The 15,163-nt window shown below is 70.0% G+C and carries 14 protein-coding genes; 2 read left to right on the forward strand and 12 right to left on the reverse strand.

Annotation, left to right across the window (positions count from 1 at the left end):
• Positions 1 to 6: 6 nt before the first annotated feature.
• Positions 7 to 819, forward strand: a complete 813-nt coding sequence (locus ABZ780_RS02780; RefSeq protein ID WP_357483471.1) for a hypothetical protein — start codon at positions 7 to 9, stop codon at positions 817 to 819.
• A 98-nt stretch (positions 820 to 917) separates the two neighbouring features.
• Here the strand turns inward: ABZ780_RS02780 and ABZ780_RS02785 are convergent, their stop codons facing one another.
• The 6 genes from ABZ780_RS02785 to ABZ780_RS02810 form a co-directional block, all read right to left on the reverse strand.
• Positions 918 to 3,266: a glycosyl hydrolase gene (locus ABZ780_RS02785; RefSeq protein ID WP_356999786.1), complete on the reverse strand. Its 2,349-nt coding sequence runs from the start codon at positions 3,264 to 3,266 to the stop codon at positions 918 to 920.
• A gap of 177 nt (positions 3,267 to 3,443) precedes the next feature.
• Positions 3,444 to 3,911 (reverse strand): hypothetical protein, encoded by a 468-nt coding sequence (locus tag ABZ780_RS02790; RefSeq protein WP_357483474.1) that lies wholly within the window; start codon positions 3,909 to 3,911, stop codon positions 3,444 to 3,446.
• Positions 3,912 to 3,929: 18 nt separating this feature from the next.
• Positions 3,930 to 4,811, reverse strand: a complete 882-nt coding sequence (locus ABZ780_RS02795) for a sugar ABC transporter permease (protein WP_357483476.1) — start codon at positions 4,809 to 4,811, stop codon at positions 3,930 to 3,932.
• A complete protein-coding gene (locus ABZ780_RS02800; RefSeq protein ID WP_357483478.1) occupies positions 4,808 to 5,818 on the reverse strand; it encodes an ABC transporter ATP-binding protein in 1,011 nt (336 codons plus the stop codon). The genes ABZ780_RS02795 and ABZ780_RS02800 overlap by 4 nt, the downstream gene beginning before the upstream one ends.
• The gene (locus ABZ780_RS02805; protein ID WP_357483480.1) at positions 5,811 to 7,112 is read right to left on the reverse strand and encodes a sugar ABC transporter substrate-binding protein; all 1,302 of its coding nucleotides are present in this window, start codon (positions 7,110 to 7,112) and stop codon (positions 5,811 to 5,813) included. Before ABZ780_RS02805 ends, ABZ780_RS02800 begins: the two co-directional genes overlap by 8 nt.
• Positions 7,109 to 7,942 carry a carbohydrate ABC transporter permease gene (locus tag ABZ780_RS02810; protein WP_357483482.1) on the reverse strand — a complete coding sequence of 278 codons (834 nt, stop codon included), beginning with the start codon at positions 7,940 to 7,942 and terminating at the stop codon, positions 7,109 to 7,111. Before ABZ780_RS02810 ends, ABZ780_RS02805 begins: the two co-directional genes overlap by 4 nt.
• A 372-nt stretch (positions 7,943 to 8,314) precedes the next feature.
• Here ABZ780_RS02810 and ABZ780_RS02815 point away from each other — a divergent pair, with 372 nt between their 5' ends.
• Positions 8,315 to 10,252 carry a Xaa-Pro dipeptidyl-peptidase gene (locus tag ABZ780_RS02815; RefSeq protein WP_357483485.1) on the forward strand — a complete coding sequence of 646 codons (1,938 nt, stop codon included), beginning with the start codon at positions 8,315 to 8,317 and terminating at the stop codon, positions 10,250 to 10,252.
• Between the two features lie 45 nt (positions 10,253 to 10,297).
• Here ABZ780_RS02815 and ABZ780_RS02820 read toward each other — a convergent pair whose 3' ends face one another.
• From ABZ780_RS02820 to ABZ780_RS02845, 6 genes are all read right to left on the reverse strand, one after another.
• Complete coding sequence (locus tag ABZ780_RS02820) at positions 10,298 to 11,527, reverse strand: helix-turn-helix domain-containing protein (protein ID WP_357483487.1); 1,230 nt, start codon at positions 11,525 to 11,527, stop codon at positions 10,298 to 10,300.
• Positions 11,528 to 11,967: 440 nt separating this feature from the next.
• Positions 11,968 to 12,483 carry a Uma2 family endonuclease gene (locus ABZ780_RS02825; protein WP_357483489.1) on the reverse strand — a complete coding sequence of 172 codons (516 nt, stop codon included), beginning with the start codon at positions 12,481 to 12,483 and terminating at the stop codon, positions 11,968 to 11,970.
• Positions 12,484 to 12,597: 114 nt separating this feature from the next.
• Positions 12,598 to 12,990, reverse strand: a complete 393-nt coding sequence (locus tag ABZ780_RS02830; RefSeq protein WP_357483491.1) for a hypothetical protein — start codon at positions 12,988 to 12,990, stop codon at positions 12,598 to 12,600.
• Complete coding sequence (locus ABZ780_RS02835) at positions 12,987 to 14,291, reverse strand: WXG100 family type VII secretion target (RefSeq protein WP_357483494.1); 1,305 nt, start codon at positions 14,289 to 14,291, stop codon at positions 12,987 to 12,989. The genes ABZ780_RS02830 and ABZ780_RS02835 overlap by 4 nt, the downstream gene beginning before the upstream one ends.
• A complete protein-coding gene (locus ABZ780_RS02840; protein ID WP_357483497.1) occupies positions 14,288 to 14,608 on the reverse strand; it encodes a type VII secretion target in 321 nt (106 codons plus the stop codon). The genes ABZ780_RS02835 and ABZ780_RS02840 overlap by 4 nt, the downstream gene beginning before the upstream one ends.
• Positions 14,595 to 14,993 (reverse strand): YbaB/EbfC family DNA-binding protein, encoded by a 399-nt coding sequence (locus ABZ780_RS02845; protein ID WP_357483500.1) that lies wholly within the window; start codon positions 14,991 to 14,993, stop codon positions 14,595 to 14,597. Before ABZ780_RS02845 ends, ABZ780_RS02840 begins: the two co-directional genes overlap by 14 nt.
• Between the last annotated feature and the right edge of the window lie 170 nt (positions 14,994 to 15,163).

A 15,163-nucleotide genomic window follows, 5' to 3' on the forward strand; every position in this document is an offset into this window, starting at 1 on the left:
ACGGGGATGGCCGTTCAGCGTTGGGATGCCCGGTTCGAGGGGGAGCAACTTGTCCTCCGGCGGTGGCGGTTACTGCCGTGGCCGAAGGCCTACAGCAGGCGGATACCGCTGGTCGCGATTCGCGACATCCGCTCAGCCACCGCCGCAGACCACTCGAAGCGACGCGCGCAACTCACCGTCCAGGACGCTTCAGCCCTCCACATCGTCGAGGCGATTCCGGTCAGGTTCACCGCAGAGCAGTGGACGTTCGCCGGCTGGTTCCTCCAGGGACGGCAGGAGGCCCGGATCCAACCGCCGGGCGCCGGTGCGGCGACACCGCCACGTCCGGCTGCCGAGGTCCCGGCGCGGTCGCGGGGAGGAGTGCGGCCGTCGGCCGCGTCGCAAGCCCACCTCTCGGCCAAGGCGGCCGGGCCCTCGCCGTCGTCTCAGCCAGCCACCCCTGTCATGCGGGTCGACGATGGCAAGCGGCAGGTGTGGTTGTGGCCCCAGAACGGGGAGATTCAGGGCTCTCTCGTGCCGGTGGCTGATGCCTTGCCACGATGGCTGAGCCCTGCCCAAGTTGCCCATCTCCTGCTTTCCGACCTGTCCAGGACGATGCCGGCGATTCACGCGCTGACGGGCATCTCCGACATTCAGCAGGCACTGGCTCAGATGCGGATCTGGCAGCGGTCAGAACCGGTCGTCGTCAACCTTCCTGCCTCCGATCTTGCGGGACGGAGGGTGACGGAGGCGCAGCAGAAACCGGGCCGGAGCAACCCCGACGGCACCGTACGCACCGTGTCCGGCGGACTTCCCAGTCTGAACAAGCGCAGGCGTTGAGCCCCTCGTCGCCCCAGTACCCGGCAACGGTGCAGGCCACCCCCCGAATCCGGGAGGTGGCCTGCGCGCCGCGTCAGACGCGACGAACTACCTGTTGATCAGCCCGCTCGGCAGGAGGAGAGCACGCCGATCACGCCCACCCCGGTCGGCTTGAGCGGCAGCCTCGTCGATGCCGCCGGGCAACGGGGCACCGTGAGGTCGTAGACGCTCCGACCGAAGGTCGCCGCGGTGAGCTGCCGGCTCGGCTCGTGGTAGCGCAGGTACATGATGGGCGCCTGCGGCAGGTTGGTGCCCAGCGCCGCCCACTCGCCGCCGTTCCACGCCGACATGAAGACCCCGACGTCGGTGCCGACCAGCAGCAGGCCGTCGGCGGTCGCGACGATGGAGTTCACCGGCGCGTCGGGCAGGCCCCGGCCGATGTTGCTCCAGGTCCGGCCGCCGTCGCGGGTCATCATCACGTGCGACCGGTCGCTGCCGGACCGGAAGGCGGAGAAGGTGGCGTACGCGATGTTCTTGTCGGCGGGGTTGACCGCCACCCGGGTGACCCAGGTGCCGGGCAGTTGGCGGGGGGCGACCTGCTGCCAGTTCTGCCCGAGGTTGTCGGTCCACCACAGCTTTCCGTCGTCCGTGCCGACGTAGATCTTGTTGCCGTCGGTGGGCGCGGGGGCGACAGTGGTGATCGTGCCCCACGGGTAGCCGTTCGGGTCGTTGGGGCCGCCGCCGGTGAGGTCGGGGCTGATCGGCGTCCAGGTACGACCGTTGTCCGTCGAGCGGTTCAGGATGTTCCCGGCGTAGTACATGACGTTCGGGTCGCTCGGGTCGAACTGCAGCGGGGTCAGCCAGTTGCGGCGCTGCGAGGTCGTCTGGTTGGTGCCGATGGTCTGGCGGGGGGTGCCGCCGGAGTTCTCCGACCGGTAGCAGGAGCCGTACTGGCTGCACCCGAAGACGATGTTCGGGTACTCCGGGTGGATGATCACCTGGAGGCCGTCACCGCAGCCGATGGCGTTCCAGGGGCCCCCGACGCCGTTGTAGCCGCGGTTGCAGCCGTTGTCCTGCGCGCCACCGACCTTCAGCACCGGGTCGGTCTCCGCGACGTCCACGGTGTAGAACTGCGTGTAGGGCTCGTAGGTGGCCTTGACCCAGCCGCTCGCGCCGTTCGCCTCGGATCGGTAGAGGCCGCCGTCGTTGCCCAGGTAGACCCGACCGGGCACCTTCGGGTCCCAGCGCAGGATGTGCTGGTCGGCGTGGACGCCGCCCACGGACGAGAAGCTCTGCGCGCCGTTGGTCGAGCGCATGAGGTTCACGCCGGTGAGGAAGACGTGATCGGCGTTGTTCGGGTCGACGAAGAGCTTGCCGAACCACCAGCTGAACGTGGACTGCGACGCCTGACCGGCGGTGACCGGGGTCTGCGTCCAGGTGTCGCCGCCGTTGTCGGAGCGGTAGAAGGCGCGGAACGGGCCGAGCGCGGTGCCGACGTACGCGTACAGCCGCTGGGGGTTGTCCGGTGCGACAGCGATGCCCCAGCGACCCTGGTCGGCGTCGGTGGGCAGGCCGTTGGTCATCCGCGACCAGGTGCGGCCGGCGTCGTCGGAGCGCCAGAGGCTGGAGCCGAGCCCGCCGTAGGTGCGCTGGTGCGGTTCACGCAGGTGGTCCCACATCGCCGCGTACATCCGGCGCGGGTTGCTGGGGTCGATGATGACCTCGGTGGCGCCGGTGGTGGCGTTCGGCGGCGCGAGCACCTGCTTCCAGCTGTTCCCACCGTTCTCGGAGAGGTAGACGCCGCGCTGGCCACCCGGTACGAAGAGGTTGCCGCTGGCGGCGGCGAAGATCCGGTCCTCGTTTGTCGGGTCGATGGCGAAGCGGCCGATGGCGTGGCTGTCCTTCAGGCCGACGTGCTGCCAGGTCTTACCCCGGTTCTTCGAGCGGTAGATGCCGTCGCCGCCGAAGGTGATCGAGCCGCCACCGGGCTGGGCCTCGCCGGTCCCGGCGAAGAGGACGCCCTTGCTGGTCATCGCGACCGCGCCCATGCTCTGCGTACCGTCGTCCGGCCAGGCCGTCTCGAACGTGGCGCCGGCGTCGTCGGACTTCCAGATGCCGCCGGACGCGGCGGCGATGAAGATCTGGTCGGGGACCTGCGGGTCGACGGCGATGTCCACGACCCGGCCACCGATGTTGCTGGGGCCGAAGAAGCTCCACTTTCGCTCCGCCAGGTGGCGGTAGAGGAGGTTGGTGCGCAGGCTGAGACTGAGGGCCTCGCCGCGAGCCTTCACGTACTTGGCCGCCGAGAGTTCCCGGCTGCCGTCGCTCATCCGCTGAGCGGTCATCCATTCGTCGGGGACTTCCATCGGCCCGGTCGGCGAGTTGGTGGCTAACGACTCCTGGACCGGTCGGGGCACGGACGAGCCGGTCAGCGCGAGCGCGATGACCAGGCCCAGGCCTGTTGTCATTGCGAGCCCGCGGTACCTTCGGACGAGCGTGAGTCGCATGTAGTCTCCCTGTCGACGCGCCATGTGACCGCGAAAGCGATTCTGAGCGCACGCTAGACAGTGCATCGGTCGACGTCACTGCTCATCTGTCGCGACTCGTCGGGTCCGATTAGGACACCTGTCGAGCGGGTTCGATGATCAGTTGCTCTGGAACTCCGGGAGGCCGGCCTCATCCGAGTCCGGCCCGATCACCGCGGTCAGCGTCGTGCCGTCCGCGCAGAGCGCGGTGGCCCGCAGGTACGTCCGTCGTTCCTGCGCCCGCATCAGCACCTCGGCCTCGAACACCTCGTCCTCGGCGCGCAGCAGGTCGATGTCGCCACGGCTCTCGTAGTGGGCGCGGACGTCCAGCGGCGTCATCCGGATGGTGGCCGCGACCGTGGTGAGGGCACCCTGCTCGACCACCGAGGTGACCCGCGCGCCGTCCGGCAACAGCAGACCGGTGACCTTGCTGTCGACCTCGGCGTCGGCGTCCAGCGGCACCCGGTCGCAGCTGGGCAGGTTCGCGAGCATCCCCGGCCCCCGGCCGGTGGCCTGCCCGGAGGCGGTGCCGCCGCAGGCGGCGAGCAGCGGAACCATGGCCACGACGGCGATCATCCGGAGTCTCACCACAGCAGGATGGCACGCTCAGCGCAGGACCCGCCAGCGTCGCACGAGCAGCAGCAGCACGGTGATGATGACACCGGTGACCACCATGAGAACGCTTGTGATCATGGCTCCGTAGGCGAAACCGGAGAACTCGAAGACCTGGTCGAAGATGTAGACGGGCAGGTAGAGCGTGGCGTTGGCGGGTCTTCCGTCGGTGAGGACGTACGCGGGCACGAAGTTGACCTGCAGGGTGAGGATCGTGTCGCGGACGGCGAGCAGCAGCAGCACCGGCGCGAGCAGCGGCAGTGTGAGCCGGCGCAGTTGGCCGAACGGCCCGCAGCCCTCCAACGCGGCCGCCTCGTACAGGCGACCGTCGAGCATCCGTCGGGCGGCGAGCACGACGATGAAACCCTCACCGATCGGGAACGCGAGCATCAGCGCCACGGCCAGCCGCGCGGAGCCGGGCTCCGCGAGCCAGTTCAGGCCCGGGTGGCCGAAGAGCCCGAGCAGTTGGTTGAGCGGGCCGTACAGCGGGTTCAGCACCCACAGGAAGAGCACCGCGAGGGCCACGTCGGGCACGACGGTCGGCAGGTAGACCGCGACCCGGAACCAGCGGCCACCGGGGCGCGGGGCGGCCAACAGCAGGCCGAGTCCGATGGCGGCCAGCAGCCGCAGCGGTACGGCCAGCGCCAGGTGGATCGCGGAGGCGCGGACGCTGTCGACGAGGAAGTCGTCGGAGAGCAGGCGGCGTGCGTTGTCCAGGCCCACGAACCGCGGATCCCGGGTCAGTCCGGTGTGGTCGGTGAACGCGTAGCCGAGGTTGAGCAGGGCGGGTAGCGCGATCAGCAGTACGACGGCCACCGCGTACGGCGCGAGGAACGCCCACGCGGTCAGCGGCCGGCGTACCCGGCCGCTGCTCACCGGCGTCGCCCTGTGGCGGCGTCGAAGCGGTGGATCCGCCCAGGGTCGGCGAGTAGTCGTACCTGCTCGCCCGGCCCCACGCCGGGTCGGGGTCCGGTGCGGATGATCAGTCGGGTGCCGTCGCCGCAGCGGGTCAGCAGGACGGCCTCGCTGCCGAGCGCCTCCACCGCCTCGACTGTCGCCTCCACCGGTCCGTCGGGGTCGAGGCGCAGGTCCTCCGGGCGTACGCCGATGGTGGTGTCGGTGGCGCCGCCCAGGACGCCGCCGCCGGGCACCAGGTTCATGGGCGGGCTGCCCAGGAAGCCCGCCACGAAGGTGTCCGCGGGCTCGTCGTACACCTGTTGAGGTGGGCCGATCTGGCGGATCTGACCGCGGTCCAGGACGACCACGCGGTCGCCGAGCGTCATGGCCTCGGCCTGATCGTGGGTGACGTGGATGGTGGTGGTGCCCAGTTCACGGTGCAGGGTGAGCAGGTCGGCGCGGGTGGCGAAGCGCAGCGGCGCGTCCAGGCTGGCCAGCGGCTCGTCGAGCAGGTAGACGGTCGGCTCGCGCAGCAGCGCGCGGGCGAGGGCGATGCGCTGGCGCTGCCCGCCGGAGGTCTCGTCGGGGTAGCGGTCGAGCAGGTCGGCGATGCCGAGCCGCTCGGCCGCCGCCCCGGCCCGCTCCTCGGCCTCCGCGCGCTTGACGCGGCGGACCCGCAGCCCGAACGTCAGGTTGCCGCGGACGGTGAGGTGTGGGTAGAGCGCGTAGTCCTGGAAGACCATCGCCACCGCGCGGCGGTGCGGTGGCACCTGGGCCACGTCCTGCCCGTCGACGACGACCCGGCCACCGTCGGGCCGGTCCAGCCCGGCGATCAGCCGCAGGATCGTCGACTTGCCGGAGCCGGACGGGCCGACCAGGGTCACCATCTCACCGGCGCGTACCGCCAGGTCGACGCCGCCGAGGGCGACGACCTTCCCGTACGACTTGGTCAGCGATTCGAGCCGGATCACGCCCCGCTCAGCCACCGCCGCCCACCTGGAGTGCGAAGAGCGGGCGGAGTTTGTCCTCCAGTTGTCGCAAGCCCTTCTCGCGCTCGACCCGGCCGTAGAAGACCTCCTCGAGCAGGCCGCCTCCCTCGCGCTCCACACGCGACCAGGTGCCCGTGCGCGGGGTGGCGCGCAGGTGCGGCTCGGCGTCGAGGTAGACCCGCGACGACCGGGGAGGCTGCTGTGGGTCGAGGAAATCGGGGGAGTTGGCCACGTCGAGCCGGGACGGCACCGTACGGCCCGACTCGGCGAGGATGCGCTGGCCCTGTCCGCCCATCGCGAACTCGATGAACCGCCAGGCCCGGTCGTGGTCGCGCAGCCCGGCGCTCATGCAGTAGGCGTCGCTGTGCAGGATCGACGCGGGTACGCCTCCGGGCGCGATCGGCAGTGGCGCCGCGTCCCAGGTGAAGTTGTCGATGGCGCGCAGCGTGGGCACGGCGACCCGGCTGTTGAGGTACATGCCGAGTTTGCCGCGCATGAACCGGGCCTCGCTCGACTCGCTCTGCTCCTCGGCGTCCGGCGGCACGACGCCGTGCTTCAGTTGCAGGTCGAGGAACCAGTCGACGGCGGCACGGCTGGCCGGGTTGCCGGTGAGGGTCAGGGTGGTCGGCTTGTCCGGGTTGTCGACCAGTTCACCCCGGTTGGACCAGACGAACGGGGCGAGCCGCGGCAGGGACGGCTCGACGCCCGCGCCGTACGTGCCGTCGCCGGTCATGGCCTGCGCGGCGGACAGGAAGTCGTCCCACGTCCAGCCGGCCTTCGGCAGCGGCACACCGGCCCTCGCGAACAGGTCTGCGTTGTAGTAGACGACCAGGGAGGACATGTTCTGCGGCAGGCAGGTGAGGGTCTTGCCGTCGAACCGGAAGGCGTCCAGTGCCCGGGGCGAGAAGTCGCTCTCCTTCAACGTCGTGCTGCGGTCCAGGTACGCCTGCGCCGGTTCGATCGCCTGCTGGGCGGCGAACTGGCCGTAGCGGCGGTAGTTGAGCAGGAACACGTCGGGTGGCTGCCCGCCCGCGAAGGAGGTGGTGAGGCGGGCCATCAGGTCGTCCTGGGTGGCGACGGGGGAGAGGTTGACGGGCACGTCCGGGTGGGCCTTCTCGAACGCGGCCACCAGGCTGCGGTAGCCGGCGATCTCCTCGGCGTCGCCGAAGAGCACGACGGTGATCCCCGGCCGGTCGGCCCCGCGGTCGCCGGCGCCGCAGCCCGCCGCGTAGCCGAGCAGCAGCACGGCGGTGACCAGGGCCATCCATCGTCGAGCGCGGAACGTGTTCACCTACGACCTCCAGATCTCAGTGCCGCCAGCGGATCGTCATTAAGCAGGATTCGCTGAGCGAGCAGGAACACCACCACGCACGGTGCTGTGGCGACAACGCAGGCGGCCATCAGCAGCGGCCAGTCCGTCGGGTTCAGCAGCCGTAGGAACTGCAGGCCGAGTGGGTACGTGTAGCGGTCACCGCTCTGCAGGTAGAGCAGCGGATCGATCAGGTTGGACCAGTGCAGCGTGAAGGCGAGCACGCCGACGGCCAGCGTCGCCGGGCGCACCTGCGGCAGCGCCACCCGGCGCCAGATCGTCAACCACCCGGCGCCCTCCAACCGGGCCGCCCCGAGTTGGGTGTCCGGCACCCCGCCGAAGCTCCAGGCGTAGAGCAGCACCAGGAAGGGGCTGCCGGCGAGCAGCGCCGGGGCCAGCAGCGGGACGTACGTGTCGACCACGCCGGCCAGCCGGAACAGCTCGAACCGCGTGGCCCACACCGCGGTGACCGGCACCAGGAGCACCGCCAGCAGACCCAGGACGGCCTTGCGGCGGGCCGCCGGCGTCAGCAGTCGCAGTCCGAAGCCGGTCAGTGAGGCGACGCCGACGGTCAGCGGCACGGCGACCGCTACGACCAGCGCCGAGTTGGCCAGGTACCGGAACAGCGGGATCAGCTCCGGCAACCGGGTGTACGCGGCAACGGTCGGGTCGGGCGGCAGCACTTCGAGGGTGCGGGGTGGGGGCAGACCGGCGGGCCGCAGCGAGCCGACCACCATGAACCACAGTGGCGCCGCGAAGAGCGCCGCGAACGCCGCCGGCACCAGGAACCGCCCGATGAACCGCGGGATCACGGCTGGGCCCGAGAACCGCACATCCCGCCCTTCCCGTCGCCGGCAGTCGGTTGGCGCGCTCGTCTCCGATGCCGCCGAGGCTCCGCCGGTGACCCTGGGTGACGGTCAATTCGGCCGGCGGAGTTGGTGCGGCGAACCTATGGCCGGGCGGCCGGGACGTCATCGGCCAGGTGTCGGAATCACCCGGCACCCGGTCCTACGTCTGTCGCATCTCGACAGACGTAGGACGGGCTGACGGTCACCTTCCGCATCTGTCTGATGATCAGTTGTGAATCCGTTTCTAGGGTGCGAGGCGACCGTCGCACCGCCGGCCCGACATCTCACTCGGGACGACCGGGACCACGGCTGGTGCCGGAGATGAGAAGGAGCACGATGCGAACTACTAAGAGTTGGTGGCGAGCGTCAGTGGTGGTCGCCGCGACCATCGCTGTCGCCCTGCCGACGGCAACCGCGACGGCGCACCCGACGAAGGACCGGGCCAAGCCGGTCATCCAGGACGGTGTTACCCAGCCGGTGTTCGGCTATGCCGACGCGATCCGCGAGCGGGTTTTCGTCACCTCCGACGTCGACTCCGACGGCGACGGCGCCCGCGACGTCGTGTCAATGGACATCATCCGGCCCAAGGCCAGCGCCAACGGCCTCAAGGTGCCGGTGATCATGGACGCCAGCCCCTACTACTCCACCCAGTGTCGGGGCAACGAGACCGAGTGCAAGCGCGACCTCGACGGCGACGGCCTCAACGACCAGTGGCCGCTGTTCTACGACAACTACTTCGTCCCGCGCGGCTACGCGGTGGTCCTGCTCGACATGATCGGCACCAACAACTCGACCGGCTGCCCGGTCACCGGTGGTCGGGCCGACAACATCAGCGCGCCGACCGCCATCGACTGGCTCAACGGCCGCCGGGCCGGCACTGACGCCTCCGGTAAGAAGGTCGTCGCCAACTGGCACAACGGCAAGACCGGCATGATCGGCAAGTCGTACGACGGCACCCTCGCCAACGCCGCCGCGGCCAGCGGCGTCAAGGGACTCTCCACCATCGTCCCGATCTCGGCGATCTCCAGCTGGTACGACTACTCGCGCAGCAACGGCCTGGTCACCCGGGCGAACAACTACTCCGGCAGCCTCTCCAACACGGTGACGAACCCGGAGCGGCGCTCGTACTGCGCGCCGGTGCGGGCGCAGCTCGGCGTGGACAGCGACGACACCACCGGCGACTACAGCCAGTTCTGGGCCGAGCGCGACTACGTGCCGAGCGCCGGCAAGGTGCGGGCCAGCGTCTTCGTGGTCCACGGCATCAACGACAACAACGTCCGGGCGGACCACTTCAGCAAGTGGTGGGACGCGCTGGCCGAGGAGAACGTGCCGCGCAAGCTGTGGCTGACCGGCACCGGTCACATCGACCCGTTCGACTTCCGTCGCGGCGAGTGGGTGGACACCCTGCACCGTTGGTTCGACTTCTGGCTGTACGGCGTGCGCAACGGCATCATGAACGAGCCGATGGCCGACGTCGAGCGCTCGCCGGACGTCTGGGAGACCCACCGGAACTGGCCGGTTCCGGGCACCAAGACCACCCCGGTGGCGCTGGTTCCGGGCGTCGACGGCGCTGCCGGTGAGCTCGCCCTCTCGACGCCGGGCAAGGGCCCGAAGGGTCCCAAGGCCTCGAAGGAGACCCTGACCTTCCAGGACACCCCGACGATGAGCCAGGCCAACGCGATCCGGCACCCGTCGGAGCCGCAGGCCAACACCGACAACCGGCTGGTCTTCCTCTCCCAGCCGCTGAAGGCGCCGCTGCACATCTCCGGCTCGCCGATCGTCAAGATCAATGCGTCGGTGAACGGTGAGGACACCAGCTTCGCCGGCCTGCTCGTCGACTACGGCACGCAGCCCCGGTTCAGCACTGTCGGGGACGGCATCCGCACCCTGACCGAGGAGGACTGCTGGGGTGAGCAGGCTACCTTCGGTGGGTTCGGCGAGAACGCCTGCTACCGGCAGGCCGAGAAGACCATCGCCACCAGCCCGCAGGAGCTGGTGACCAAGGGGATCCTCGACGGCCTCAACCTGAAGTCGCTCTCGGTGTCGCGGCCGCTGGTGCCGGGCAAGAAGAACGCCGTCGAGGTGCCGCTGCTGGCCGAGGACTACGTGTTCGCGGCCGGCAACCAGATCGGCGTGGTGCTGCTCGGCTCGTACTCCGGCTACAGCAGCCGGGCCAAGCAGACCCGGGCCGAGATCACCGTGCACTTCGACCGCAGTGTGATCGAGCTGCCGATCGTCGGCGGCCGGCCCGCCGCCGTGCGGGCAGGTCTGTAGTAGGGACATCGGCGGGCGGGGCGGCATACGCCCCGCCCGCCGGCGTCACTCCGTCGGCTGGTAGGCCCCGGTCAGCCGGCTCAACTTCAGCGCGAGATGCAGGCAGAGCCGCTCGTTGCCGTCCTTGAGGTCGGTGTCGGCGAGATCCTCAATCCGCCGCAGCCGGTAATAGAGCGTCGTGCGGTGCAGCCGCAACTGCTCGGCCGTGGCGTGCGCGTTACCGGCCAGATCCAGATAGCGCTCCAGGGTCTGCAGCAGCACCGGGTTCGTCTGATCCCTCAGCAGCCGCTGCAACCCGGGATGGACGTCGGCGATGTTCAGGTGCCGACTGTCCAATCGGGTCAACAGCCGGTAGATGCCCAGCCTCGGCCAGGACACCACTGGGCCGAGCGCCGGCATCCGGACACCCAGCCGGGCGGCCTGCAACGCCTCCTCGTACGACCCGACGGCCTCGGCGAGCCCCGGGCGCGTCTGCCCGATGCCCACCACGACGCGTTCCACCGTGCCGAGTCCGCGCGTGGCCTGGCGTAGGTTGTCGTCGAGCAGCTTCGCGGCGACCTCGGGGGAGAGTCGTCCGCCGGCCCGCCCCCCGCAGAGCAGCAGGACCGCGTGGTCGTCGCGGACGAGGTGCAGGGCATCCCGGGTGCCGATCCACCGCCGGGTGGTCACCAGAGCCTGCTCCAGAGCCAGGCGGGTCACCTCGTCCGGCAGGTCGTCGGTCGACCCCACCAGTTGCGCCACGACTGCGGTGGCCGGGCCGTCCCCGGCGATCAGGCCCGCCTCGCGCAGGATCCGCACCGACTCGTCGCGCGTCGCCTCGCTGTCGGAGAGCAGTGTCCGCGCCGTCTCGGTCTCCCGCTGCGAGGCCAGCTCGCCGAGCAGGTTCGCCCGGTACATCGTCAGGGACAGCTCGCTCATCAGGCCGGAGGCGGCGATGTCCGCGTCGGCCATCGTGCCGTCCGGGTCGATGAACCAGACGAAGCCCAGCAGCAGGTCCCGGTGGCGGATCGGCACGCAGAACCGGGGCAACAGGCCGAGTTCCTGTGATGCCGGCGTGTGCACCGGCGTACGGGCGTGCATGACGCCGACGTCCCGCAGCCAGGCCATGACCTCCGGGGTGCTCTGGCGGCGCAGGATCGACGCCTGTCGTACGCCGTCCATCAGTCCGGTGTGTTCGCTGTAGACCACCACCCGCTGGCGGCGGTCTTCGATCAGCGCCGGGCGGCCCGCGTACGCGGCGAGAGCGTCGACAAGGCGTTGCAGTTCCCCTTGCATGAGATCCTCCCGTCGCCTCCGCACTGGTCACCGCAGCAGCACCCCGAAGGGACTGCCCAGGTCTGCGGCGACTCGGTGTGCCCGCCGTGCCACAAGACGATCATGCTGGCCGACGCGGACGTTCACAACGGTCTGTCGTGCCGTAGCTGGCCGTTTGTGCTGCGGATACCGCCCAGCTACCCGTCAAGATCGGCCGATCCCCGGACACACCGACACCGGCACTGTGGCCGAGGCAACACCGCGTTTGGACCACTGTGGACCCGCGCGAGCTGGGGGATAGGCGACCAGCTACCCTGCGCCTCCGTCATCGATGGAACGGGAACTGAGCGGCCCGCCAACGGATCGATCCGATGCCCGCCCACGGCCGGGGTCGATTCCACGCGGCTCGTCGGGGGACCGGTGCGGTGGCTCCGACGGGTTGCCTCCCCGGTCGAACCGCGTCAGCTCAGCCCGTGCTCGTCCAAGCCGGTGTTGAGGACCCAGGCCAGGGGCATGGTCGCGCGGGCGACGTACTTATCGCCTTCCAGGCGGTTCATTGTTACCGTCTGTGCCGAATCCTGGTCGACCACCCAGTATTGGGGAATCCCGGCGGCAGCGTATTCGCTGCGCTTGGTCACCGTGTCGATGCCTTCGGAGCCGGGTGAAACGATCTCGACCACAAGGAGTACGTCGGCCACCGGCAACCAGACACCGTCTGACTGAGCCTTGCTCCAGACGACAAGATCAGGAATGCGGCCGCCGACACCGCCGTCACGACCCGGGATGCGTAGCCCGACAGCTTGAGCAACGTGCTCTGCCGGAACGCCTCCCTGGACTAGCCACACCATGAGCCGGGTTGCGATGATCGCGTGGCTGTATCCCGGTGGCGGCATGATCGAGACGACTCCCTCGGGACTGATTTCGTACCGGTGGTTCTCGTCCGCGGCCATCATCGCCGTCAAGTCGTCGAGCGTCACGACCGGGGGCATGTACCTGCCAACCGCCTCTGAGCTCATGGCCGCATCGTACCTGTTTACCGTCTGGGCCTGGCGCAGGTGGAGCACAGCAACGCCGACCAACAAATAGCCGATTCAGTGGTACCCGAGGATTCGCATCGCTTCCTCTCCGGCCAATTGGAGCCGATCCTCTCGGAGGTCTGGCACGCGGTAATCGTGGCCGCGCACTGTCTCGAGGAATTCCGTGGGCAGGCGCACGTGGTACGTGGCGAAATAGAAGCGCAGATCGTCGCGCCACAACCATTCGCCGTCCGTCAGCACCGAAGCGCCTCCGACCAGGTGCCGGCCGCTACCAAACACGTCGACCTCCGCGCCCATGACGTCGATGAGGCCATGCCCCTGGCGGAGATAGCCTTCGACCAGCAAGGCGTCGGGGATTGGCTCCGAGTCGGTGCGCGAGTGGATGCTTCCCACGTAGACGTCGGTCTGGTGGGGGCCCAGCTCCCGAAAGAACCCCACGGTCTTCATTGGTGCCCCCTTGCACGCGGCACGAAGACCTCCCAGGTGCCGCCGCTCTCGATGACTGGCGGCTGAGGTTCGGAAGCCCACCGTTGGGTACCCACCCGGGCCGTCGGCGCGAGCACGCTGACCCCGAGTTCGTCGGCGACCTGTTGACCGAGTGGCGCAGCGTCGATGCCGGGGTTGACAGCGCCGGCGTAGCAGGAGACCAAACGGAGCGGGCCGCCGTCGTAGGCAGGGTTGTCCCGGACAGCGGCGGCGATCTGTGCGGCGTTTGTGGCGTTCCCATCCATGTGCGCTCCGTCTGCTGAAACCTTGCCCGGGACAAAGTATCCCTCGTCAGTGCCGTGCACGATGACGTCGTGGTGCCCGTCGAGCGGTCGTATCTTGTCCAGGTTTCGCAATGTCAATTCGTCATAGCCGATGCCCGTCGAGCGCTCGCGGTGATAGACCGGGTCTCCAGCGGAGAGGTAGGAATCGGGAGGCCGCCCCGGCGGCAACGGCCGGTCCCTCGGGTCAACCCAGTCACGTCGCTGCCCCATCCGGTCGGCAGGTCGAAGTCGACCCAGCGCCTGCTTGAGCTTCTCGATGAGGTCGCCGAGCCTGCGCACCTCCGGGATCAGCCGCCGCAGGCTGGCCAGCAGTCCGCGCAGCAGCCGCGCGATCCGTGCACCCCACGACGCGACAGTCGTGGTGACCTGCTCCACGACCAGCGGTGTGGCTAGTCCGCCGGTGATGACGAGTTCGCCCGCGTACACGATGAGGCGGGAGACGCAGGTGGCGATGGCGTCGCGGACGAGGAGCCGGACGGCCGCCACCAGGCCGGCGGTGCCCTCGGTGATCGCGGCCATGGCGTCGGCGCCCTGGGCGAGCCCGATGATGGCCTGCTGTTGTTCGCCGGCCCAGGTGCGGTAGGCGGGGCCGGCGCTGCCGCCCCAGGTGGCGACGTCGGTGCGGACAGCGCGGGCGAGGGTGGCGGCCTCGTCACGCAGTGACGCGGCGACGTTGCGCCAGGTCTGGGCGTGTGCGGTGATCTGCGCCGGGTCGCCGGCGAGCCAGTCGAGGGCCTCGCTGAGCGGCTTGACGTGTTCGATGAGCCAGGCGATGCCGTACTGGAGGAGGGCGCCGACCGGGTCGGAGACGAGGGCGAGGGCGTCGAGGCCGGCGCTGACCACGCCGAGGCTGCCGTCGATCCAGCTGCCGTTGCGGACGCCGTGCGCGATGAGTTCGATGTCCTCGCAGATCCACACGCCCGCCCAGGCGCTGGGCGGGGTGTCCGCTGCGGCGGCGACGAGCGGGTTGGCTGTCACCGGTGCTGCCGCACCCCGTCGAGCAGTTGCTTGGCGTGAGCGTCGGAGTGTCGGTAGCCGTCGGCGCTGGTCCGCAGCTTCCCGGCGGTGTCGCGTACCGAGCCGGCGGCGGCGCCGATGCCGTCGACCAGGGTCCGTTGCAGGCCGTCGAGCAGCATCGGCATCATTGCGCAGAGCTGCCCGTAGGCGTCGGTGCCCAACCGGACGTGCTGGCCGGCCCGCTGGGCGGTGTCGAGGCTGCCGGCGCAGCGGTCCAGGCGTGCGGCGTGGGCGGTCAGGTCGGCCGGGTCGACCTGGATGCCGTCACCGGCCGGCATCGTTGGACCCCGGGTCGCGGACCAACCGGCTGCGGTACGAGTCGATGACGGCCTGGGCGCTCGGGTCGTCGCCGAGGGCGTCCGTGGTCACGGCCGTGAGCTGCGTCAGCAGGTCGGCCTGCGCGGCGCGGGTGGTCGCCAGGATCTGCCGGGCGGTGCTCGCGGCCGGTTGGTTTCGGAGGCGTTCGTCGAGCCGCAGGTCGATCAGGAGGCCAGTCGAGTCGACGGTGACCTCGATCGTCCGGTCGGGGTTGCGGGCGGTGCCGGTCAGAGCCTGCACCCTCGCCGCCAGCGTCTTCGCCCGCTCCGCCCGTTCGGTGAGCGACGACTCCCACTCGTCGAGCCGGCGTCCCGCCGCGTCGAGCGCCGCGTCGTCCGCCCACATGCCGACCCTCCCCAGGGGACCACTGCCGGCGGCGGCCGGCGAGATCGCCGGTACGTTATCAATCGGTGGCGCTCTGTGTGTGCCCTGATTGTCGCGCCGAGCGGGAGGGACGCGAACACGCAGTCGCCCGAATCCGGGCCGGTTGACGATCAGTTCGGGGAGGATTGTCC

Source organism: Micromonospora sp. NPDC047467, from assembly GCF_040643095.1.
In the GTDB taxonomy this organism is placed as follows: domain Bacteria; phylum Actinomycetota; class Actinomycetes; order Mycobacteriales; family Micromonosporaceae; genus Micromonospora.

Excerpts from the sequence above, each read along its gene's own strand:
- ABZ780_RS02830 (WP_357483491.1), bottom strand. The coding sequence starts at position 12,990 with ATGAAGACCGTGGGGTTCTTTCGGGAGCTGGGCCCCCACCAGACCGAC.
- ABZ780_RS02815 (WP_357483485.1), top strand. The coding sequence starts at position 8,315 with ATGCGAACTACTAAGAGTTGGTGGCGAGCGTCAGTGGTGGTCGCCGCG.
- ABZ780_RS02845 (WP_357483500.1), bottom strand. The coding sequence starts at position 14,993 with ATGTGGGCGGACGACGCGGCGCTCGACGCGGCGGGACGCCGGCTCGAC.
- ABZ780_RS02820 (WP_357483487.1), bottom strand. The coding sequence starts at position 11,527 with ATGCAAGGGGAACTGCAACGCCTTGTCGACGCTCTCGCCGCGTACGCG.
- ABZ780_RS02780 (WP_357483471.1), top strand. The coding sequence starts at position 7 with ATGGCCGTTCAGCGTTGGGATGCCCGGTTCGAGGGGGAGCAACTTGTC.
- ABZ780_RS02785 (WP_356999786.1), bottom strand. The coding sequence starts at position 3,266 with ATGACAACAGGCCTGGGCCTGGTCATCGCGCTCGCGCTGACCGGCTCG.
- ABZ780_RS02840 (WP_357483497.1), bottom strand. The coding sequence starts at position 14,608 with ATGCCGGCCGGTGACGGCATCCAGGTCGACCCGGCCGACCTGACCGCC.